The 20,060-nt window shown below is 66.0% G+C and carries 16 protein-coding genes; 7 read left to right on the plus strand and 9 right to left on the minus strand.

Annotated elements, in window-relative coordinates:
• Window positions 1-48 precede the first annotated feature (48 nt).
• Together RPS27_RS15085 and RPS27_RS15090 are read left to right on the plus strand one after the other, a co-directional pair.
• A complete protein-coding gene (locus RPS27_RS15085) occupies window positions 49-957 on the plus strand; it encodes a PaaI family thioesterase (RefSeq protein ID WP_212068072.1) in 909 nt (302 codons plus the stop codon).
• Window positions 958-1,023: 66 nt separating this feature from the next.
• Window positions 1,024-1,389 (plus strand): hypothetical protein, encoded by a 366-nt coding sequence (locus tag RPS27_RS15090; protein ID WP_313754102.1) that lies wholly within the window; start codon window positions 1,024-1,026, stop codon window positions 1,387-1,389.
• Here RPS27_RS15090 and poxB read toward each other — a convergent pair.
• From poxB to RPS27_RS15105, 3 genes are all read right to left on the minus strand, one after another.
• Window positions 1,386-3,122 carry a ubiquinone-dependent pyruvate dehydrogenase gene (gene poxB / locus RPS27_RS15095; RefSeq protein ID WP_212068071.1) on the minus strand — a complete coding sequence of 579 codons (1,737 nt, stop codon included), beginning with the start codon at window positions 3,120-3,122 and terminating at the stop codon, window positions 1,386-1,388. The two genes, RPS27_RS15090 and poxB, sit on opposite strands and share 4 nt — an antisense overlap.
• A 109-nt stretch (window positions 3,123-3,231) precedes the next feature.
• On the minus strand, window positions 3,232-3,864 hold the full coding sequence (locus RPS27_RS15100; RefSeq protein WP_212068070.1) for a 2-dehydro-3-deoxy-6-phosphogalactonate aldolase: 633 nt from the start codon (window positions 3,862-3,864) through the stop codon (window positions 3,232-3,234).
• Between the two features lie 12 nt (window positions 3,865-3,876).
• Window positions 3,877-4,791, minus strand: coding sequence for a 2-dehydro-3-deoxygalactonokinase (locus tag RPS27_RS15105; RefSeq protein ID WP_313754103.1), 915 nt, complete (start codon window positions 4,789-4,791; stop codon window positions 3,877-3,879).
• Window positions 4,792-5,026: 235 nt separating this feature from the next.
• On the opposite strand from RPS27_RS15105, the gene RPS27_RS15110 reads away from it, so the two are divergent.
• Window positions 5,027-6,124, plus strand: coding sequence for an LLM class flavin-dependent oxidoreductase (locus RPS27_RS15110; protein ID WP_194408183.1), 1,098 nt, complete (start codon window positions 5,027-5,029; stop codon window positions 6,122-6,124).
• Between the two features lie 57 nt (window positions 6,125-6,181).
• Window positions 6,182-6,751, plus strand: a complete 570-nt coding sequence (locus RPS27_RS15115) for a flavin reductase family protein (RefSeq protein ID WP_212068068.1) — start codon at window positions 6,182-6,184, stop codon at window positions 6,749-6,751.
• A gap of 199 nt (window positions 6,752-6,950) precedes the next feature.
• Here RPS27_RS15115 and RPS27_RS15120 read toward each other — a convergent pair whose 3' ends face one another.
• From RPS27_RS15120 to RPS27_RS15140, 5 genes are all read right to left on the minus strand, one after another.
• Entirely contained in the window at window positions 6,951-8,804 is a 1,854-nt protein-coding gene (locus RPS27_RS15120) for a sigma-54-dependent Fis family transcriptional regulator (protein ID WP_212068067.1), read from the minus strand.
• 95 nt (window positions 8,805-8,899) lie between these two features.
• Window positions 8,900-12,205 (minus strand): carboxyl transferase domain-containing protein, encoded by a 3,306-nt coding sequence (locus RPS27_RS15125; RefSeq protein WP_212068066.1) that lies wholly within the window; start codon window positions 12,203-12,205, stop codon window positions 8,900-8,902.
• 12 nt (window positions 12,206-12,217) lie between these two features.
• Window positions 12,218-13,939 (minus strand): AMP-binding protein, encoded by a 1,722-nt coding sequence (locus RPS27_RS15130; protein ID WP_313754104.1) that lies wholly within the window; start codon window positions 13,937-13,939, stop codon window positions 12,218-12,220.
• Window positions 13,940-14,101: 162 nt separating this feature from the next.
• Window positions 14,102-15,784 (minus strand): methyl-accepting chemotaxis protein, encoded by a 1,683-nt coding sequence (locus tag RPS27_RS15135; RefSeq protein WP_211418397.1) that lies wholly within the window; start codon window positions 15,782-15,784, stop codon window positions 14,102-14,104.
• 95 nt (window positions 15,785-15,879) lie between these two features.
• Window positions 15,880-17,565: a methyl-accepting chemotaxis protein gene (locus RPS27_RS15140; RefSeq protein ID WP_212068064.1), complete on the minus strand. Its 1,686-nt coding sequence runs from the start codon at window positions 17,563-17,565 to the stop codon at window positions 15,880-15,882.
• A 365-nt stretch (window positions 17,566-17,930) separates the two neighbouring features.
• Here RPS27_RS15140 and RPS27_RS15145 point away from each other — a divergent pair, with 365 nt between their 5' ends.
• Together RPS27_RS15145 and RPS27_RS15150 are read left to right on the plus strand one after the other, a co-directional pair.
• Window positions 17,931-18,431 (plus strand): hypothetical protein, encoded by a 501-nt coding sequence (locus RPS27_RS15145; RefSeq protein WP_212068063.1) that lies wholly within the window; start codon window positions 17,931-17,933, stop codon window positions 18,429-18,431.
• A gap of 11 nt (window positions 18,432-18,442) precedes the next feature.
• The gene (locus RPS27_RS15150; protein WP_212068062.1) at window positions 18,443-18,916 is read left to right on the plus strand and encodes a hypothetical protein; all 474 of its coding nucleotides are present in this window, start codon (window positions 18,443-18,445) and stop codon (window positions 18,914-18,916) included.
• Between the two features lie 3 nt (window positions 18,917-18,919).
• On the opposite strand, the gene RPS27_RS15155 is transcribed toward RPS27_RS15150, so the two are convergent.
• The gene (locus tag RPS27_RS15155; RefSeq protein ID WP_212068061.1) at window positions 18,920-19,519 is read right to left on the minus strand and encodes a TetR/AcrR family transcriptional regulator; all 600 of its coding nucleotides are present in this window, start codon (window positions 19,517-19,519) and stop codon (window positions 18,920-18,922) included.
• A 154-nt stretch (window positions 19,520-19,673) separates the two neighbouring features.
• Between RPS27_RS15155 and RPS27_RS15160 the strand changes: the two genes are divergently transcribed.
• The gene (locus tag RPS27_RS15160; RefSeq protein WP_194406210.1) at window positions 19,674-20,051 is read left to right on the plus strand and encodes a tautomerase family protein; all 378 of its coding nucleotides are present in this window, start codon (window positions 19,674-19,676) and stop codon (window positions 20,049-20,051) included.
• Window positions 20,052-20,060 lie beyond the last annotated feature (9 nt).

Consider the following 20,060-nt stretch of genomic DNA (forward strand, 5'->3'; position numbering starts at 1 on the left):
CCCATTCGGGGTTTTGCGCGGCGGCCGACACTGGTCTAGAACGTTCCCATGAGCACCATATCGACCACGCTCCCATTCGAGGAACTCGCCGAGGCGATCAAGGGCCGCCGCTCCGATTACGGCCATATCAGCGGGCTGCAGCTCGACCGCTTCGCGCCCGCCGAGGCCTGGTCCAGCCTGCCCTATCGTCCCGTCTTCGTCGGCGACACCGAGACCGGCGTGCTGCACGGAGGCGTCGTCACCGCGATGCTGGATGAGAGCTGCGGCATGGCGGTGCAGCTCGCGCTCGACGGCACGCGCGCGATCGCGACGCTCGATCTGCGCATCGACTACCAGAAGCCGGCGACACCCGGCCTCGACATCAAGGCGCATTCGGTCTGCTACCGCACCACGCGCTCGATCGCCTTCGTGCGCTCCACCGCCTATCAGGAATCGGAAGACGATCCGGTGGCGACCGCGACCGCCTGCTTCATGATCGGCGCCAACCGCACCAACATGCTCGCCGATCGCAGGATGAATGCGCTGGACATACCGGCGCTGGAGACGCCGGAGGATCCGGACGGGCCGTTCGCGCGCAGCCCGTTCGCGCGTTGGCTCGGCATCCGCGTCAACGACGACGGTACGCTGACGATGCCGTTCTCGCCAAAGATCATCGGCAACCCGATCCTGCCCGCGATCCATGGCGGCATGACCGGCGCCTTTCTCGAGACCACGGCCGTCATCGGCGTCGGGCGCGAGCTCGGCACCGCCTCGCCGCCCAAGCCGATCGGGCTCACCGTCAATTACCTGCGCTCCGGCCGCGCGCTCGATACGTTCGCCAACGTCTCGATCGTGAAGCAGGGCCGTCGCATCGTCGCCTTCGAGGCGCGCGCCTGGCAGGACGATGCGGACAAGCCGATCGCCACCGCCTTCGGTCATTTCATGCTGCGCCCGACGCCGGGAAGTGACGAGGAATAAGCGCTTTTGACTTGACGTCTGCGGCTGCGGCCACAACGATAGCGCGTCCCCGCGAGAGGTATTGAATTGCGGCATCCGCTCGACATCGTCGCCATGTTCGCCGCACTTTGGCTGCTGGCCTCGATGATGCTCGACGCGTTGACGCCGAAGGAGCTGACCGCGATCATGATTGCCGTCGCGATCGGCCCCGCGATCATCATCACCGCCGTATTCTACTACTTGCGCTGCCCGCGAACCGACTTCGCGGTGATGTTCGCCGCGCTCTGGCTGATCTCGGACATCGCCATCGCCTTCATCTCGCCGAAGGAGCTGCCGCATCTCCTGATCGTGCTCGGCTTCGTGCCGGCCGTGCTGATCGGCAGCGTGCTGCATTGGCAGCGCTTCCAGCGCCGCCACGAGCAGCTGCCCGCGCCGTCGGTGAAGCGGGGCTAGCGCGGCAAGAGGTTCGTCTTCGCAAGATCAAGCACCTCGTCGCCGCGGCCGTTCATCACCGCGCGCAGCACCCAGAGGCTGAAGCCCTTGATCTGCTCGGTGGTGATGGTCGGCGGCATCGACAGCTCCTGCTTGGCGGTGACGACGTCGAGCAGGGCCGGCCCGTCATGCGCCAGCATCTCCTTGACGGCGCCGGGAAGCTCGCCCGGGTCCTCGACGCGTTTGGCAAAAATGCCCATCGCGCGCGCCATCGCGGCGAAGTCCGGATTCTTCAGATCGACATTGGTGTCGACGAAGCCCGCCGCCTTCATCTCCAGCGCGACGAAGCCGAGCACGCCGTTGTTGAAGACGACCACCTTCACCGGCAGTTTCTCCTGCGTCAGCGTGATCAGATCGCCCATCAGCATGGTGAAGCCGCCGTCGCCGGAGAGCGAGATCACCTGCCGGCCGGGCTGCGCCGCCTGCGCGCCGATCGCCTGCGGCATCGCGTTGGCCATCGAACCGTGCACGAACGAGCCGATCAGCCGGCGACGGCCGTTCATGCCGAGATAGCGCGCTGCCCATACCGTCGGCGTGCCGACATCGGCGGTGAACACGGCGTCGTCGCTCGCGTGGTCGCTGACGACCTTGGCGAGATATTGCGGATGGATCGGCTTGCTTCCCGGCGTGCCCCTGGCGAGCGAGTCCAGCCCCTCGCGCGCCTTCTTGTAATGGGCGACGGCATCGTCGAGATGCTTGCGCAGCGTCTTTGATGTCAGCAGCGGCAGCAGCGCCTCGATGGTGAGCTTGACGTCGCCGACGAGGCCGAGATCGATCCTGCAGCGTCGCCCCAGATTTTCCGGGCGGATGTCGATCTGCGCGACCTTTGCATCATCGGGGAAGAACTGCTTATAGGGAAAATCGGTGCCGAGCATCACCAGCGCGTCGCAGGCGTGCATGGCGGCATAGCCCGAGGAGAAGCCGATGAAGCCGGTCATGCCGACGTCGTAGGGGTTGTCGTATTCGACATGCTCCTTACCGCCAAGCGCATGCACGATCGGGCTCTTCAGCGTCTCGGCGAGCTGCATCAAGGGCGCATGCGCGCCGGCGCAACCGCGGCCGCAGAACAGGGTGACGCGCTCGGCGCCGTTGAGGAGATCAGCCAGCGCCTGCAGCTCATCCGCCTGCGGCACCACTTTCGGCGCCGCCACGCTGAGGCCGCGCGTCGTCGACATCGCACGCTTGGGCGGGCTGCGGAACGCAACGTCGCCGGGCATGGCAACGACGGCGACACCGCGCAGGCCCACCGCCGCGCGGATCGCATTCTCCAGCACGAAAGGAAGCTGGCTGGGATCGGAGACCAGCTCGCAATAATGGCTGCATTCGCGGAACAGGTTTTGCGGATGGGTCTCCTGGAAATAGCCGCCGCCGATTTCGGCCGTCGGGATCTGCGCCGCGATCGCCAGCACGGGAACGCGGCTGCGGTGCGCGTCGAACAGCCCGTTGATCAGATGCAGATTGCCGGGACCGCAGGAGCCCGCGCACACCGCAAGGCTCCCGGTCACCTCGGCTTCGCCGGCGGCGGCGAACGCTGCGACCTCCTCGTGGCGGACGTGGATCCATTCGATGGTGCCGCGGCGGCGCAGCGCCTCGGTCAGGGCGTTCAGGCTGTCGCCGACGATGCCGTAGATGCGCTTGACGCCGGCCTGTTCGAGCGTTGCCACGAACAGATCGGCTACGTTGTTGATCGCCATGTCGGTCTCCTGCTTCGGCCGGTCACATACCACGACGCGCGAATGTCAGCATCGCGGCACGATGTGGCACAATAGGCCATGTCAGGATCACAGCTAGTTTATTGCCGGCTCAGTCTTTCGCAATCGCCCGATCGTAGGCTTCGATCGTCGCCTTCGCGCGGGCAGCGACTTCGGCTACCGTCATGCCGGGCTTGTAGAGGCTGGAGCCGAGCCCGAACGCGGTCACCCCGCCCTTGATGTACTCAGCGAAATTCTGGTCTGACACTCCGCCGACGGCGGCGATCATCACGCCTGACGGCAATACAGCGCGGATCGCGGCGATGCCGGCGGCCCCTAGCACGCTCGCCGGAAAGAATTTCAGGCCCGATGCGCCGGAGCGCGCGGCCACCAGAGCCTCGGTCGGCGAGAACACGCCCGGCAGCGTCACCATGGCGTATTGATGTGCACGTGCGAGAACCTGCGTGTCGACATTCGGCGAGACCATCAGCCGGCCGCCGACATCGTTGAGGCGATCGACATCCGCGGTGGTCAGCACCGTGCCGGCGCCGATCAACACGCCTGACGGCGCCTGCTTCACGGCCGTTGCGATGGAGCGGAACGGATCGGGTGAATTCAGGGGGATTTCGATCGCGGTCATGCCGGCTTCGATCAGCACGCCGACGATGGCCTCGGTCTCCCCGGGCTTGACGCCGCGCAGGATCGCGACCAGAGGCCGCTGCATCGGCGGAAAGGGAATGGTCATCTCAAAATCCTTCTACCTGGTCCAGATCGTGCCAGCCGCCATCGACAGTCCGCGGCGGACCGCTTCATCCGCATCGACCGGCTGCACGGTGACCGACAAGGCGTCGAAGGCGTGCCGATACAGCGTCGCGAGCCGGCCCGACGCAATCAACGCAACACCCGCCTGCGGCATGGCGCCGGAGAGCCCTGCCGCGAGCTCGACGCCGATCAACGTGCCCGACAGCGTCTCGCGCGCGGCCGCCGGCGTGCCGCCGAACAGCAGCTGACGCGAGCGCGCGCCGAACAACAGATTAGCGGCGAAGGCCGGCGCCGCATACGCGGCCTTGACCGCCGCCTTGAAGCTCGCGACATCCTCGGCCTCATCGGCACCCGCGACCGCGAACGACAGGATGGTCTCGCGCGAGACCACGCTGAAGAGCTCGCCGGTCATGAAGGTGGAGAAGCGTTCGACGGTGCCGCCCCTGACACGCACCCATTTCGAATGCGTGCCGGGCATGCAGACCAGCGCCTCGCCGGCGGCTTCGAAGCCGAGCGCGCCGAGCAGCTGCGTCTCCTCGCCGCGCATCACGTCCGGCGCGCTGGCGTCGCGCTGCGCGATGCCCGGCAGGATCCGGATGTCGCGCGCCTCGCCGGGGACGCGCACGGCCTGTTTCAGGACGGCCGCGAGCGGCGCCGGCGTGTCGACATAGCCGGCTTCGACCCAGCCGGTCTTGGCGCCGGCCATGCCGCAGACGAGAACCGGCAGATGATCCGGCGCCTCGACCGCCGCGAGATGCGATTGCAGCACCGCGGGAAAGCCGGTCTTCGTCGCGGCCAACATGCCTTCATCGCTGCGGCGCTCAGCCAGCACCTGGCCGGCATGATCGACCAGCCACAGCCGAAAGCTGCTGGTGCCCCAGTCCACCGCGACATAAGCGGGTTCGGTCATGCGAAACTGTCCTCGTCTCACGGCCAAGTTCACGTCTCACCTGCAAGACGCCGTCTCGCGACAATGAGACGGTCTCCTGCGGGTGTTCGTCGAGATACCGGCTATTGCGCGGGCAAACCAGCCCTTTCTCAGCAATTTCAGGCTTCCTTGGCGCTGGCACAGCGCTTGCTGAACCCTTTCCCACTCAACGCCCTCAACGCGCACCAAGACGCGTCAACATCAGATGAGGAAACCCATGGAGATCGGCTATTTCACGATGCCTTCGCATCCGCCGGAGTGCGGCCTGAAGGAAGGGAACGACTGGGACCTGCAGGTCATGCGCTGGCTCGACGAGCTCGGCTATCAGGAGGCCTGGGTCGGCGAGCACCACACCGCGCCGTGGGAACCCAATCCCACGCCGGACCTGTTGATCGCGCAGGCCTTGATGCAGACCAAGAGACTTCGCATCGGACCGGGCGGCTTCCTCTTGCCCTATCACCACCCGGCCGAGCTCGCCAACCGCGTCGCGATGCTGGACCATCTCTCCGAGGGCCGGCTCAATTTCGGCGTGGCCGCGTCGGGACTGCCGAGCGACTGGGCGATGTTCAACGTCGACGGCATGAGCGGACAGAACCGCGACATGACCCGCGAGGCGCTGGAGATCATCCTGAAGATGTGGAGCGATCCCGCGCCCTGGACCTACAAGGGCAAGTTCTGGACGGTGACCAAGCCGGACACGATGTTCGACTTCCTCAAGCCGCACATCAAGCCGCTGCAGGCACCGCATCCGCCGATCGGTGTCGCGGGCCTCTCGAAGAACTCGGACACGCTGAAGCTCGCCGGCGAACGCGGCTTCATCCCGATGAGCCTCAACCTCAACCCGGCCTATGTGGGCAGCCACTGGGATTCGGTCGAGATCGGCGCGGCCAAGACCGGACGCAAGCCGAACCGGGCGGACTGGCGCCTCGTGCGCGAGGTGTTCGTCGCCGACACCGACGAGGAGGCCTGGAGGCTCTCGACCGGCGACATGATGGGCCGGATGATGGGCGAGTACTTCCTGCCGCTGCTCGGTCATTTCGGCTTCAAGGATTATCTGAAGCACGCGCCCGACGTGCCCGATAGCGACGTCACCGTCGAATATTGCGCCAAGCGGAACTGGATCGTCGGCTCGCCGACGACGGTCGCCGAGAAGATCGAGAAAATCTATGACGAGGTCGGCGGCTTCGGCGTGCTCTGCGTGTTCGGCTTCGACTACAAGCACAAGGCCGAAGCCTGGCACCACTCGCTCTCGCTCTTGAAGAACGAGGTGATGCCGCGTCTTGCGCATCTCGGCTCCGCGAAGAAGGCGGCTTGACGCATCGCGGGTGCGGCGCAATCGTGCCGCACCCGCATTCATTTCGGAGATTTCCGCGTGACGGTGGACGCCAAACCTCTCGACGCCAAGGATTTCAAGCAGGCGATGCGCCAGTGCGCCGGCGCCGTGGCGCTGGTGACGGTGGGGGCCGAGCACGGCAAGCGCACCGGCCTGACGGTGACCTCGGCCTGCTCGCTGTCGGACAGCCCGCCCTCGCTGATCGTCTGCGTCAACCGCAACGCCAGCGCCCATGCGCGCATCCGCGAGGAGGGCGCGTTCGCGATCAACTTCCTGCACGAGGATCACGCCCTGCTCGCGCTCACCTTCAGCGGCCAGAAGGGCGTCAACGGCGACGACCGCTTTGCCTTCGGGCAGTGGACGCGCGGGGTCACAGGCGCGCCGGTGCTGACGGACGCAGTCGCCGCGTTCGAATGCGTGCTGACGCGGGAGTTCGAGACGACGACACATTCGATCTTCATCGGCGAGGTCCGCGGGGTGTCGCATTCCGACCGAGCCGCGCCGCTGGTGTATCTGCGCAGCAGCTTCCACGCGCCGCGCGAGATCCGCGGCACCGTGACAGTCGGCGACCTTGATTCACGGCATCTGAGCTGGAGTGATTTTTCGTAAGGGCGCTGTCCTCTCCCCTTCCCCGTTGTGGAAGAAGGTGGCGCGAAGCGCCGGATGAGGGGTATCTATCCGCGTATTGAAACGAGAATTGGACTCGCGGAGAGAGACCCCTCACCCGTCTCGCCGCTGCGCGGCGAGCCACCCTCTCCCACAAGGGGAGAGGGGAAGAAAGAGCGCCGCGTCGTGAACTGTTAACCGCCTACTGCGCCGTCTCGATCTTCAGCTGCTTGATCTTGCGATACAGCGTTGCACGGCTCAGCTTCAACGCACGCGCCGCCTCCGTGACACGGCCGCCATGGTTGCGCAGCGCCTCGACGATCGTGGCGCGCTCGGCCGCTTCGAGATCAGGCTCCGCGCATCCCCCGAACGGCGGTAGATCGAGATCGGCATCGGTGATCACGCCATCCTCCGCCGTGCAGCCGGCGAGCCGCAATACATGACGGAGCTGGCGCATGTTGCCGGGATACGAATAGGCGGAGAGTCGCGCCCAGGCTTCATCCGACAAGCGGCAATTCGGCGCCTCATCGCGCGCGATCTGGCGGATGATGTCGTCCCGATCCGCCCGCTCGCGCAAGGGCGGCAGCCGCACCTCCATGCCGCGCAGGCGGAAGTAGAGATCGGCGCGGAAGGCGCCCTCTTCCGCCCGGCGGCCGAGATCGCGGTGGGTGGCGCTGATCAGGCGGATGTCGACGGCGACGGGCTTGAGCGCGCCGAGCGGCCAGACCTCGCGGTTCTCCAGGACGCGGAGCAGTCGCGTCTGCAGCGCGATCGGCATGTCGCCGATCTCGTCGAGGAACAGCGTGCCGCCGTCGGCCTGCACGATCAGGCCCTTCGAGCCGTCGCGGCGCGCGCCCGTGAAGGCGCCGGCCTCGTAGCCGAACAGCTCGGCGTCGATCAGGCTCTCGGGCATCGCCGCGCAATTCAGCGCGACATAATTGTTGCGTGCCCGGTGGCTCGCCGCATGAATGGCGCGCGCGAACACATCCTTACCGACGCCGGTCTCGCCCTGCAGCAGCACCGGCAGGTCGTGATCGACGACGGCCCCGAGCCGCTTCACGCTTCTGATCAGCCCGGGATCGCGCCCCGCGAGCCGATGCAGCGCATCGAAACGATCGACGGGCGGATCGCGGCGCCTGATGAGCGGCCGCGCGCGCTGCGGCGGCGCGATCCGGCCCTGCCCCAACGGACTGCCGTCGGCGCGGCGCAGCTGGACGATGTCGTCCGCACCGCGCACAGCGTGGTGATCGAACTTGACGTAGCGCGACAGGTCGATGCCGGACGCGATCAAACCGTCGGTGAGGCCCAGCAGGGCGCGCGCGGACCGGCATGCGCCGACAACGCGACGATCATCGTCATAGGCGACGAGGCCGCTGCCGCCATCGCCCGGCACGGTGGCGATCCAGGCATTGCGGAAATGCTCGCGAAAGATCGCGCCTTCGATGCGGCGCGTGGCCTGCATCGCGACCGCAAGCGCAAGCTGGTGCGCGGCGCGGCTGAGGTCATCACGACACGAGGTGATGTTGACGGCGCCGGCGATGCGGCCGGCAGGATCGAACAGCGGCGTCACCGCACAGGAGAAGATGCCCCACTGCTCACGAAAGTGCTCGTCGCGATGAACCAGGATCGGCTTTTGCTCGGCAAGGCAGGTGCCGAGCCCGTTGGTGCCTTCCTGGGCCTCCGAAAAATTCGAGCCGGTATAGACCTTCCAGCGCAGGAAGATCTCGGTGTCGGCCTCGCCCGGCAAGCGGCTGAACAGCATGGTCGCGTTGGCATCAGCGAGATTGACGCAATAGCCGGCGTCCCGCAACACGCGCGCGAGATCCTCGAGCTCGGACGTGGCGAGCCGGATCGTCTCCTCCATCGGTTCGGCGACATGCCGAACCTCGGCTTCGGTGAGCGTCTGCGGCGGTCCCCGGCGGGCGGGATCGAGCTTGTGGCTGATCAGGGAGCGCCGCCAGGAATTGGCAATGCGCGAGGAGGCGTCGACGTCGGCCACATGATTGGCGACGGACAAGACACGGGCGACATGGTTCGAGGCCGAAAGGCTGGCCATCGCGGACGTCTCCACCCTGTATTATTGTGCAAAGTCTGGCACCACAGGCGGGGATGTCAATCGGGAACCGGGAAGGAGCTATTGCTGCACCGCCCTCACCACGTGTCGATACACGGCCGCTTTTTCCCCGCCCTGGCCGGCGGCTTCGGCACCGAACGGAGCCCTGCCATGATCCAGCGCCGCGTCTCGGCGGGGTCGATGACGTTGTCGATCTCGAACACCGAGGCGATCGAGACGGCCTTGCCGTTGGCATAGAGCTCGGCGACCTTGTTGCGGTAATACGTCTCGCGCTCTTCGGGATCGGCAATCGCCTCCATCTCCTTGCGGAAGCCGAGGCGGACATAGCCCTCCAGGCCCATGCCGCCGAACTCGCCGGTCGGCCAGGCCGCGGTGAAGAACGAGGCGTGGAAACCGCCGCCGATCATCGACTGCGCGCCGAGACCATAGCCCTTGCGCAGCACGATGCCGAACAGCGGCACGGTGAGGCTCGCGCCTGTCACGAACATGCGCGAGACGTGGCGGACGATCGCGGTCTTTTCGGCCTCGGGGCCGACCATGAAGCCGGGCGTATCGCAGAGCGAGACGATGGGGAGATCGAAGGCGTCGCAAAGCTGCAGGAAGCGCGCGGCCTTGTCGCCGGCATCGGCGTCGATTGCGCCACCGAGATGGCGCGGATTGTTGGCGATCAAACCAAACGGCTTGCCCTCGATGCGGATCAGCGCGGTGATCATGCCGACGCCATAGTCGCGGCGCAGCTCCAGCACGCTGTCCTTGTCGGCGACCAAATCGATCACGCTGCGGATATCGTAGACGCGTAAGCGATTCTCGGGGATCGCGCGGCGCAGCAGACGCTGGTCGGCCGCTTCCCAATCCGTCACCGCGCCCTGGAAATAGGACAGGTATTTTTGCGCAACGCGCGTTGCCTCTTCCTCGTCCTCGACCAGGATATCGATGACGCCGTTCGGCGATTGGAACGAGACCGGGCCGACCTCGGCCGGATGATAGACGCCGAGCCCGCCGCCTTCGATCATGGCGGGACCGCCCATGCCGATCGAGGCGTTCCTGGTCGCAATGATGACGTCGCAGCAGCCGAGCATCGCAGCGTTGCCGGCGAAACAATAGCCGGAGACCACGCCCACGACCGGGACGAGGCCGGACAGCCTTGCGAATTGCACGAAGGACGGGCCGTCGAGCCCGGTCATGCCGAGCCGGTCGGTGTCGCCGGGTCGGCCGCCGCCGCCCTCGGCGTAGAACACCAGCGGCACGCGCCAGTCTTCCGCCAGCGTCAGCATGCGGTCGATCTTCTTGTGGTTCATGTGGCCCTGCGTGCCCGCGAGCACGGTATAGTCGTAGGCCACGACGATGCAGCGCGCGTCTTCGGGCCCGAACTTCTCGCCATTCACTGTGGCGACACCCATGACGAGGCCGTCGGCCGGTGTGTTCTTGATGAGGTCGTCGAGCTTGCGCCGGCGCCGCTGCGCCGCGATCGCGAGGCTGCCATACTCCATGAACGAGCCTTCGTCGACGAGTTGCGCGACGTTCTCGCGCGCGGTGCGCTGGTTGGTGTTGCGGCGACGCTCGACCGAGGCCGGGCGATTTTCGTCAAGCGTGTTGGCCTGACGCGCGATCAGCTCGGCGAGGTCAGGACGGATGTGGTCGAGATCGACGTCGGCTTCCGCAGCCGAGTGGTCGGCCGCAACGTCGAGCGGCTCCAGATACATGATGGCTTCGCCATGCAGCAGCGTGACGCCGTCGCCGGCCACGAGCTTCATGACACGGCCGCCCTGCTCGGCCATGACGAGATGTTCCATCTTCATGGATTCGATCACGGCGAGCTGCTGGCCCGGGCGCACGATCTCGCCTTCCTTCACCTGGATGGTGACGATGGTGCCCTGCAGGGGAGCTGCGACCATCACCGTGCCTTCGGGCACGACCTGTGCGACATGCGCTTCGATACCGTGACCGCCGCTTTGCTCGGTCGCGGCGAAGTAAAGCGGCTTGGCCGCCCCATCGGCGGCATCGACGAGCTTTGCGATGTTGCGATCGATGAAGTCGGTCGCAATGCGGTTGGTCTTGAAATCTGGATGCGCCAGCACCGCCTGGAGGAAGGCGATGTTGGTGACGACGCCGTCGATCCGGAATTCGCGCAGGGCGCGCGACGCCTTGGCGACGACGTCGTGCCAGGCTTCGCCCGGCGTATGCACGATGACTTTTGCCAGCAGCGAGTCGAAGGCCGCGCTGGTCTTGTAGCCGGCGTAACCAAAACTATCGACGCGCACCCCGGGCCCGGAGGGCGGCTCGAACACGGCGAGCACGCCGCCAGTCGGATGCGTCGCGCCGCCGGCGTCCAGCGTCTCCATGTTGACGCGGAGCTGCATGGCATGGCCGCGCGGCTTCGGGATCGACCCTTGCGCGAGGCCGAGCGAAGCCAGCGTCGCGCCCGCGGCGACCGCGAGCTGGGCGCGGACAAGATCGACGCCGAGAACCTCTTCGGTCACGGTGTGCTCGACCTGCAGCCGGGGATTGGCCTCGATGAAGGCAAAACTGTCCTCGGCGGTGCCGTCGACCAGGAATTCGAACGTGCCGAGATTGTCGTAAGAGGCCGCCGTCGCAAGCTGCCTCGCCGCCTCGATGATGCGGCCACGCAGGGAATCGCTCAGCGAGGGGCTCGGGGCGACTTCGACCAGCTTCTGGTGCCGGCGCTGGATGGTGCATTCACGCTCCCAGAGATGCGAGATCGCGCCATGCTTGTCGCCGATGATCTGCACCTCGATATGGCGCGCTTGCCGGATCAGGCGCTCGGCATAGACGCCGTCGAAGCCGAAGGCGGCCTTGGCTTCCGACTGGCAGCGCGCATGGGCCTCCGCGAGATCGACCGCGCTCTCCACCACGCGCATGCCGCGCCCACCGCCGCCGGCCATCGCCTTGATGACAATGGCCGCGTTGCTGCCGAGCGAGGTGAAGAACGCCGTGATCTCCTCGAGGCTCGACGGCCCGCTGGTGCCGGCGATGATGGGGACGCCGCAGCGTTTTGCGAGTTGCCGTGCCGCAACCTTGTCGCCGAACAATTCGAGTGCAGCCGGTTTCGGTCCGACGAAAGTGAGGCCCGCGTCGGCGCAGGCCTTAGCAAACGCCGCGTTCTCGCTGAGGAAGCCATAGCCGGGATGGACGGCATCGCAGCCGGCGCTCTTCGCCGCCGTCACCACCGCCTCGATGTCGAGATAGGCCCGGGCGCCGCGGCCGGGGATTTCGATCGCGTCATCGGCAACACGCACGTGCAGCGACAGCGCGTCGTCGGCGGGATGGATCGCGACCGTCGCGATGCCGGCATCGGCGGCGGCACGCGCGATGCGGATGGCGATCTCGCCGCGATTGGCGATCAGGAGCTTCTTGAACGACATCGTCTCTCTCACTCAGGCAGCAGGAGGCACATTGGGATTGAGATCCTGCTTCTTCACCTTGCCCGTCGCCGTCAGCGGCAGGGCATCTATCATACGCACTTCCGGAACCTTGTAGACGGCCATGCGCTCGGCGCACCAGGCGCGCAGGTCTTCCGCGGAGATGGTGCCGACCGCCTCCGGCTTGAGCTGGATATAGGCGACCGGCACTTGGCCCTTGTCGGGATCGTCGCGCCCGACCACGCCCGAGCCCAACACCTTCGGATGCTGGCCGAGCAGCGCCTCGATCTCCGGCGGAAACACGCTCATGCCCTTGACCTTCAGCATTTCCTTGCGGCGGCCGAGGAAGTGCAGAAAGCCGTCCTTGTCGATGGCGCCGATATCGCCGGTGCGCAGCCAGCCGTCGACGAGCGACTCGGCGGTCGCCTCCGGCTTGTTCCAGTAGCTCTTGAGCAGCGAGGGCGTCCGCACGCGGATCTCGCCTTCGGCGCCGAGCGGCAGCAGCGCGCCGGTCTCGAAATCCGTGATCTTGAACTCTGCGCCGGGAACCGGCAGGCCGACGAAGATCGGCTGGTTGTTGAGATCGAAATCGTCGTCCTGGAAGCCTGCCGTGAAGGTGTTGGAGGTGTGGGTCTCCGTCATGCCCCAGGCCGCCTCCATCAGGATCGTGCCGGTGAGATCCTTCCAGCGCTTGCGGTAGTCGGCATTGAGCTTCTTGACGAAGGAGACGACGCGGACCTGCTTCAAGGACGACAGATCGAACTCGTGCCAGCGCGGATGGTCCATCAGTTCGACCGCGCCATCCACGGGCATGGCGGTGATGGTGACCTGGTACTTGTCGATCGCCGCCATCGCACCGACGGCGTCCCAGCGCGCGAGCAGAACCAGTGTGCCGCCGGAGAACAGCGGAAAGATCAGGCCGAAATTTTCGCCCGCGATCCAGAACTCAGGGAAGAACGACAGGAACACACTGCTCTCGTCCGACAGCACCGAGATGCCGTAATTGGCGGCCGCCGTATAGACCATGTCGCGATGGGTATGGACGCAGCCCTTGGGCATGCCGGTGGTGCCGCCGGTGTAATTGAGCGCGGCCACATCGTCGAGCCCGGGCGCCGGCAGCGGCGATGGCGCAGGTAGCGCCGCGAGCGCCGGCAGCAGATCAGTCGCGTTTGCGACCGCAACGCGTGGCCCTCGGATCGAGTCCGGCGCGGGAAAGGAAGGCATTGCCGGAACGACGTCGGCGAAGCTGGTGACGATGATTTCGCGCAGGCGCACCTCGCCGCGGACTTGATCGACGACGGGGACGAGCTGGTCGAGCGCGACGATCACCTCGGCCCCGGTGTCGTTGAGCTCGTAGGACAGTTCGAACGCGCGCGACAGCGGGCTGACCGGAACGTGGATCGCACCGAGCTTCAAAATGCCGAAGAACACGATGTGAAATTGCGGACAGTTCGGCAAGAACACGGCGACGCGGTCGCCCTTGCGCACGCCCTTGGCCGCCAGCAGCGCCGCGAAGCGGTCGCTCTGCCGGTCGAGATCCGCATAGGTCGTGACGTGGCCGTAGAAGATCACCGCGGGACGTTCGGGACTGCGCTTCGCCCAGGCGCGCAGATATTCCGTCAAGGGAACTTCGCCGTGCAGATAGTTCGGCGAACGCGGCAGGCCCTTCGGCCAGGCCTTGTCCCACAGGCCGCGCAAGGTGGCGAGGTAGTCCTGTTCGTTGAGGCCTGCGCTCATGACGTCTTCCCGTGCTGCTTTTTTTCTTCGCGCAGGCACGCACGTGCCGTCGCTCGACGTCACTACACGTCGAGCACGGCAGAGGTCATGTCAAGGAAAACAGCATCCGCGCCGCGACCGATGCCGCGACGCGGAAATACCAGGAAGGTGCAGCGCGTTTCGTTACGCCGCGCGGACGCCCGCGACGAAGACGCTGACCTCGTTCTCGAGGGTTTGCAGTTTCTGGGTCAGGCGGCCGCTCGACTGCAGCACGAGCCCGGCGGCCTGCCCTGTCTCTGCGGTCGCATCGGTCACGCCGGAGATGTTTTGCGAGACCTGGTCGGTGCCGGATGCCGCCTCCTGTACGCTGTGGGCGATCGCCTGCGTCGCGGCGCCCTGCTCCTCGACCGCCGCGGCGATCGACGAGGAGATCTCGTTGACCTCCATGATGGTGGCGCGGATGCTCTCGATGTTGCCGACGACCTGATTGGTCTCGGCCTGGATCGCGGTGATCTGCGCGCCGATCTCGTCGGTCGCCTTCGCGGTCTGGCTCGCCAGCGACTTGACTTCGCTCGCGACCACCGCAAAGCCCTTGCCGGCTTCGCCGGCCCGCGCCGCCTCGATGGTGGCGTTGAGCGCGAGCAGATTGGTCTGCGAGGCGATCTGGTTGATGAGGTCGATGACCTCGCCGATCTTGTGCGCAGCCGCAGCCAGCCCCTGCACGGTGTCGTTGGTGCGCTGACCGTCGGCGGCGGCCTTGTCGGCCACGGTCGCGGCCTGCGCGACGCGCTGGCTGATCTCCGAGATCGATGACGACAGTTCGCCGGCCGCGGAAGCGACCGTCTGCACGTTGCTCGAAGCCTGCTGGCAGGCCGTGGCGACGAAGCTCGCGCGGTCGCTCGCCTTGTTCGCGGTCTCCGACATGCCCTGCGCGGCCTGCTGCATCGCGCGCGCCTCGTTGAAGACGTCGCGGACGACGGCCTGGACGCTCGCCTCGAACTTGCCGGCGAGATCGGCCATCGCCTTGCGCTTCTCGTCGTCGGCCTTGTGCTTCATCTCTTCCTGCTCGGCATGCATCCGGCCCACCGCCGACGCATTGTCCTTGAACACGGCCAGTGCCTTGGCAAGCGCACCGACTTCGTTGCTGCGGTCGGTGTAGGGCACCTCGAAAGCGCTGTCGCCGGCGGCGAGGCGCTCGGTCAGCGCCGTGATCGTGGCCAGCGGCCGGGTGACGCTGCGTCCGATCAGGAACGAGGCGCCGAGAACCAGAACAAGCACGGCGAGGCAGACGTAGCCGAACGTCATCGCGTTCTGGCGGAACACGGCGTCGACGTCGTCGAGATAGATACCGGTGCCGATGATCCAGCCCCAGGGCGCAAAGCCCTTCACATAGGAGATTTTCCCGACCGGCTGGTCGAAGCCGGGCTTGGGCCAGAGATAGCCATAGAAGCCGGCGCCCTGCTTCTTGACGACGTCAACGAAGCCCATGAACAACGCGTTGCCGGCGGGATCCTTCATGCCGGACAGATCCTTGCCGTCGAGTTCCGGCTTGATCGGATGCATGACCATCTTGGGGGTCATGTCATTGATCCAGAAATACTCGACCTTGTCGTAGCGCAGGCTCTTGATCTCGGCCATGGCGGCGGCCTGGGCCTGCTCGCGCGGCAGTTTCCCCTCGCTCTCGAGCTTCTGATAGTGGGCGAGAATGCCGTAGCCGACATCGACCATGTGCTGAGTCTTGGCCTGACGGTCGGCGACCATCTGGCTGCGCACGGTCGACAGGGCGATCGGCGCCAGCGCGATCATGCCGAGCAGGCTGATGCCGACAATGAGGACCAGCTTGAAACTGATGCGGGAGAAAATCATCGGGGCTCGCAAAATTGGCGGTACAGACATGCCAATTTATCCCGATCCCCTTAGCAAAGCCTTAAGCATTCCGGTTCCCGGAATTCAGGCCTCCCTCAGGCCGCGCGGACAGAGGTGAGGAAGGAGCTGACCTTCTGCTTCAGGCTTGCGCTGTCGGCGGCGAGCGAGCGTGCCGCGGACAGAACCTGGGACGATGCCGCCCCGGTCTCGGACGCCCCACGCTGCACGTCGGCGACGCCCGTGGACACCTGTTGCGTTCCGTGCGCGGCCTGCTGGACGTTGCGCGAAATCTCCTGCGTCGCCGTGCCCTGCTCCTCCACCGCCGCGGCGATCGCGGAGGCGATTTCCGAAAGGCCGCCGATGGTGTCGCCGATTTCCTTGATTGCCGCGACGGACTCGCCGGTCGCCGCCTGCATCCCGCTGACCTGCTCGCTGATCTCGCCGGTGGCCTTGGCGGTCTGCTCCGCCAGCAGCTTCACCTCCGAGGCGACCACGGCGAAGCCGCGGCCGGCTTCGCCGGCGCGCGCCGCCTCGATGGTGGCGTTGAGCGCGAGGAGATTGGTCTGTGCCGCGATGCCGTTGATGAGCGCGACGATGTCGCCGATGCTGCTGGCAGCCCGCGCCAGCTCATTGACCCGCTCGTTGGTCTTGTGCGCCTGCGCGACGGCATCGCCGGCCATGCGGGCCGACGTCTGCACCTGCCGGCTGATCTCCGTGATCGAGGAGCTGAGCTCCTCGGTCGCCGCCGCGACCGACTGGACGTTGGTCGAAGCTTCGCCGGAGGCGGCGGTCACCGTCCTGGCAAGGTCCTGCGACCTGTCGGCGGTCGAGGTCAGGGTGCCCGCGGAGCTCTCGAGGTTGCCGGCGGCCTGCGACACCGTCTCGATGATCGCGCCGACCGCGTGCTCGAAATCGTCGGCGAGACGATACATGTCCTGCTTGCGCTGGGCTGCGGTGTCCAAGCGCAATCTCTCCTGCTCGGTGCGCAATTTTTCGCTCTCCGCCATCCGGTCGCGGAAATATGTCGTCGCGCGCGCCATCTGCCCGACTTCGTCGGCCCGCTTCGCTTCGGGCAGGTCGATCGACAGATCGCCGTCGGCGAGCGCCTGCATCGCGGCGCTGACGCCGCGGATGCTGCGGCTGACGGCAAAGCCGACGAGGCCGACGAGCCCGATCGCCGGAAGCGCGAGCAGCGCGATGATGCCGACGATCTTCCAGACCATCGCCATGAAGTCGGTCCAGATGTCGTTCACGAACACGCCCGTTCCGATGAAGACCTTCCAGGGCGCGAAACCCTTGACGTAGGACAGCTTCACCGCCGTCTTCGGATCGTCCTGCCGCAACGGCCAGTCATAGGCGTAGGTGCCTTCGTTCTGCTTGCGCACGATGTCGAGCAGAGCCGGGATGACGGGAACACCGTTGCTGTCCTTGATGCCGGAGACGTCCTTGCCCATCAGCTTGGGGCTTGGATGAGCGAAGCCGACCTGATCGTAGGTATGGGCAAACAGATATTCGTCGCCGGAATAGCGAATCTTCAGCAACGCGTCCTTGAAGCGCGCCTGCGCGTCCTCGCGGGTCAGCTGGCCCGCCACGGCCGCGGCCTCGAACTTTTCCGCAAGGCTGTAGCCGGCATCGACCATGGCCTTCAGGACGTTCACCCTGTCCTGGTACATCCGCTGGTACATCGACCACAGTGCAATACCGGTCACGCAGCAGATCGCCACCGCCATCGCCAGGACGGCACTCAAGAGCTTGGTACGGATCGAGATCTGGTTCAGCACAGTCGTTCTCTCTGGAGACGGGGCGCAGCAACACGCGAGCGCCGCATGAAATCAATGTCTGAGGCAATTCGACCATCGCCCGAATAGGCCCGGTATGACTTGATCGGCTTAAGGCGTCGTAAATCGAATCCCGCGCCGCGCCTTTCCATGGCATCTGCGGCAACATGGTACGGTTCGAAGGATTCAAGATTGGATTCGTTCAACGTGTTTTTACGGGCGTTCGCCACTCGGCTCTGATGCGAAATCCCGATTGCAATTCTAGAACACCTCGATATCGCGCCCGCGAGCGTTGACTTGCGAGACGCTCTGGCGGAACGATCGCGCAGATCAAAGGCGGCGTGCGCGCTGCAGACGCCAGAGGCTCCATGCATCAATCGATACAACACCGGTCGTTGGACCTGCCGGCGCTGAGCGCGGCCGAACGGCTCTTCATCTGGGGCTTCCGCGCCAAGGCCCGCAGCGGAGGCCCGGTTCCTACCGCAGCCGACATCAAAGAGGTGTACGACCATTTTCGCGTGGGCGATGCCGTGCTCTCGCTGGAATCCATCATCGAGATCTTCGCCTGCACGGCCCACACCGCCATCGAGGTGCACTGCCCGACCTGTCCGCGCGTGTCGGACAGCGAGCACGGAATCTTGCACGCCATCGCCGCAGCACAACAGGATCGCATCGACATCGTACGCGAACAATTCGAGAGCTGGCTGCCGCCGGTCGGCGCCGATTGGGCGCTCGCGCCCGTGCGCGGGCTCGCGACGATCTTCCGCATGGCGGGTCTCATCCTGCCCGACCGGCAGCTGCGGTCTTTCGACCACGACCGGACCATGGCGATGAAGAGCTGGCTGGTCGGAAGCCCGACATTGCACTGACGAGATCGTTCATGCCCCCGGATATTTGCGGTTCTGTCACGATCCCGAACGCCGGCCAGCCACGGCTCTGTCCGCTTCAGGCCGCGCTTGCGGCGCGTCCCTGCGTCGAAAGCTACGATGACTTCTGCCGCGTCGCGCTGTCGTTGTTCCGGTTCATCGGGGCGGCCTATACCACCGGCGCGTCGGATTGCTGGGAAGCGGCCTATCGCTTTGCCGACGAGGCGCCGGGCATCTCCGACAGTCCGTTGCTGGTAGCGCGGGCTGCCGCGCTCGTCAGAATCCTGCGCAGTGGCCGGCCGTGCGAGCTGTGCTTCATGCCGCCGTCCTGCCGGCGCCTGTCGAAGGACGAGACCGAATTGATGCAGCTGCTGGCGGCCGCGCGCCGCAAGCAGCCGGGCGAGCTCGAATCCATCGTCGGCCAGCTGGTCGGCTCCGGCAAGGAAGATGCCGCGACACGCGCGGTCAACGCGCTTGCACTGTGCTGAGGCTTAGGCGCCCTTCCTGCCCAGCACGAGATCGATCGTGTGCGCGGCGATCTTGCGCAGCTGCGGCTCGTCGCCGAAGGCACGTTCGAGCACGGCGAGGCCGCGCGTCACGGTGATGATGTGCAGCGCCGCGGCCGCGGGATCGCCGTTGAACTCGCCCCGCGCCGCGCCTGCCGACAACGTGTCCTCAACCAGTGCGGTGATACGCGCAATGAGGCTCGCAAGGGCCTGGCGCGCTTCTTCGTCGAGCCCTTCGCCTTCGGCCGAGCCGAGCTCCATCAAGCCGCGCGTGGTCGGACATCCCCGCGACGGCTTGCCTGCGCGAAAATTGCTGATGGTCAGATCGAAGAACGCGGTGAGGCGCTTGCGCAACGAGCCCGTCGCGAGCGCCTTCCGCAGCGCCGCAAGATAATCCCCGGCATAGCGTTCATACGCCTGCAGAAACAACGCCTCCTTGCTGCCGAAAGCATTGTAGAGGCTGCCGCGCTGGACGCCGGCATCGCGCGCGATGTCCGACAGCGAAGTGCCGCGCACGCCGTTGCGCCAGAACTGGTCGAACGCGATGCGCAGGACCTCGTCATGATCGAATTCCCGTGGCCGCAAACTCTGCTCCTGCAGTATTTGACACGATGTCAAGAATGTGCTTTCTAGACATCGTGTCAAAAACTGATCGGAATTGATAGCCCATATCAATGGGGCCGAACCCGCGGCGCACATTCGCCTTGCCGGATCGGCCCGCATGCAAAGGGACCAGCTCATGCCTCTGCTTCATATCGCCATGCGCGCCGGCAAGTCCGAAGCCTACCGGCAGGCGATTCTCGACGGGCTTTATGGCGCCATGCGGGAAGCGCTTGACGTGCCCGACGGCGACGCCTTCATGGCCATCACCGAGCATGAGCGCGCGAACTTCCGCTGCGGCAACGCCTACGGCGTCGTGCGCAGCGACGATGCGGTGCTGATCCAGATCACCGTATTCGCTTCGCGGACCGCCGAGCAGAAGAAGGCGCTGTATCGCTGCGTCGCGGATCGTCTCGGCGAAAGCCCCGGCATCCGGCCCGAGGACGTGTTCGTGAACGTGCTCGATGCGCCCAAGGAGAACTGGTCGGTCGGCCACGGGCTGGCGCAATTCGCGTGAGCTGGCTCC

Origin of the sequence: Bradyrhizobium sp. WYCCWR 12699, from assembly GCF_032144035.1 — a bacterium.
Taxonomy (GTDB): Bacteria; Pseudomonadota; Alphaproteobacteria; order Rhizobiales; family Xanthobacteraceae; genus Bradyrhizobium.

Excerpts from the sequence above, each read along its gene's own strand:
- RPS27_RS15135 (WP_211418397.1), bottom strand. The coding sequence starts at position 15,784 with ATGATTTTCTCCCGCATCAGTTTCAAGCTGGTCCTCATTGTCGGCATC.
- RPS27_RS15160 (WP_194406210.1), top strand. The coding sequence starts at position 19,674 with ATGCCTCTGCTTCATATCGCCATGCGCGCCGGCAAGTCCGAAGCCTAC.
- poxB (WP_212068071.1), bottom strand. The coding sequence starts at position 3,122 with ATGGCGATCAACAACGTAGCCGATCTGTTCGTGGCAACGCTCGAACAG.
- RPS27_RS15130 (WP_313754104.1), bottom strand. The coding sequence starts at position 13,939 with ATGAGCGCAGGCCTCAACGAACAGGACTACCTCGCCACCTTGCGCGGC.
- RPS27_RS15120 (WP_212068067.1), bottom strand. The coding sequence starts at position 8,804 with ATGGCCAGCCTTTCGGCCTCGAACCATGTCGCCCGTGTCTTGTCCGTC.
- RPS27_RS15085 (WP_212068072.1), top strand. The coding sequence starts at position 49 with ATGAGCACCATATCGACCACGCTCCCATTCGAGGAACTCGCCGAGGCG.
- RPS27_RS15125 (WP_212068066.1), bottom strand. The coding sequence starts at position 12,205 with ATGTCGTTCAAGAAGCTCCTGATCGCCAATCGCGGCGAGATCGCCATC.
- RPS27_RS15100 (WP_212068070.1), bottom strand. The coding sequence starts at position 3,864 with ATGACCATTCCCTTTCCGCCGATGCAGCGGCCTCTGGTCGCGATCCTG.
- RPS27_RS15110 (WP_194408183.1), top strand. The coding sequence starts at position 5,027 with ATGGAGATCGGCTATTTCACGATGCCTTCGCATCCGCCGGAGTGCGGC.
- RPS27_RS15105 (WP_313754103.1), bottom strand. The coding sequence starts at position 4,791 with ATGACCGAACCCGCTTATGTCGCGGTGGACTGGGGCACCAGCAGCTTT.
- RPS27_RS15150 (WP_212068062.1), top strand. The coding sequence starts at position 18,443 with ATGCCCCCGGATATTTGCGGTTCTGTCACGATCCCGAACGCCGGCCAG.
- RPS27_RS15145 (WP_212068063.1), top strand. The coding sequence starts at position 17,931 with ATGCATCAATCGATACAACACCGGTCGTTGGACCTGCCGGCGCTGAGC.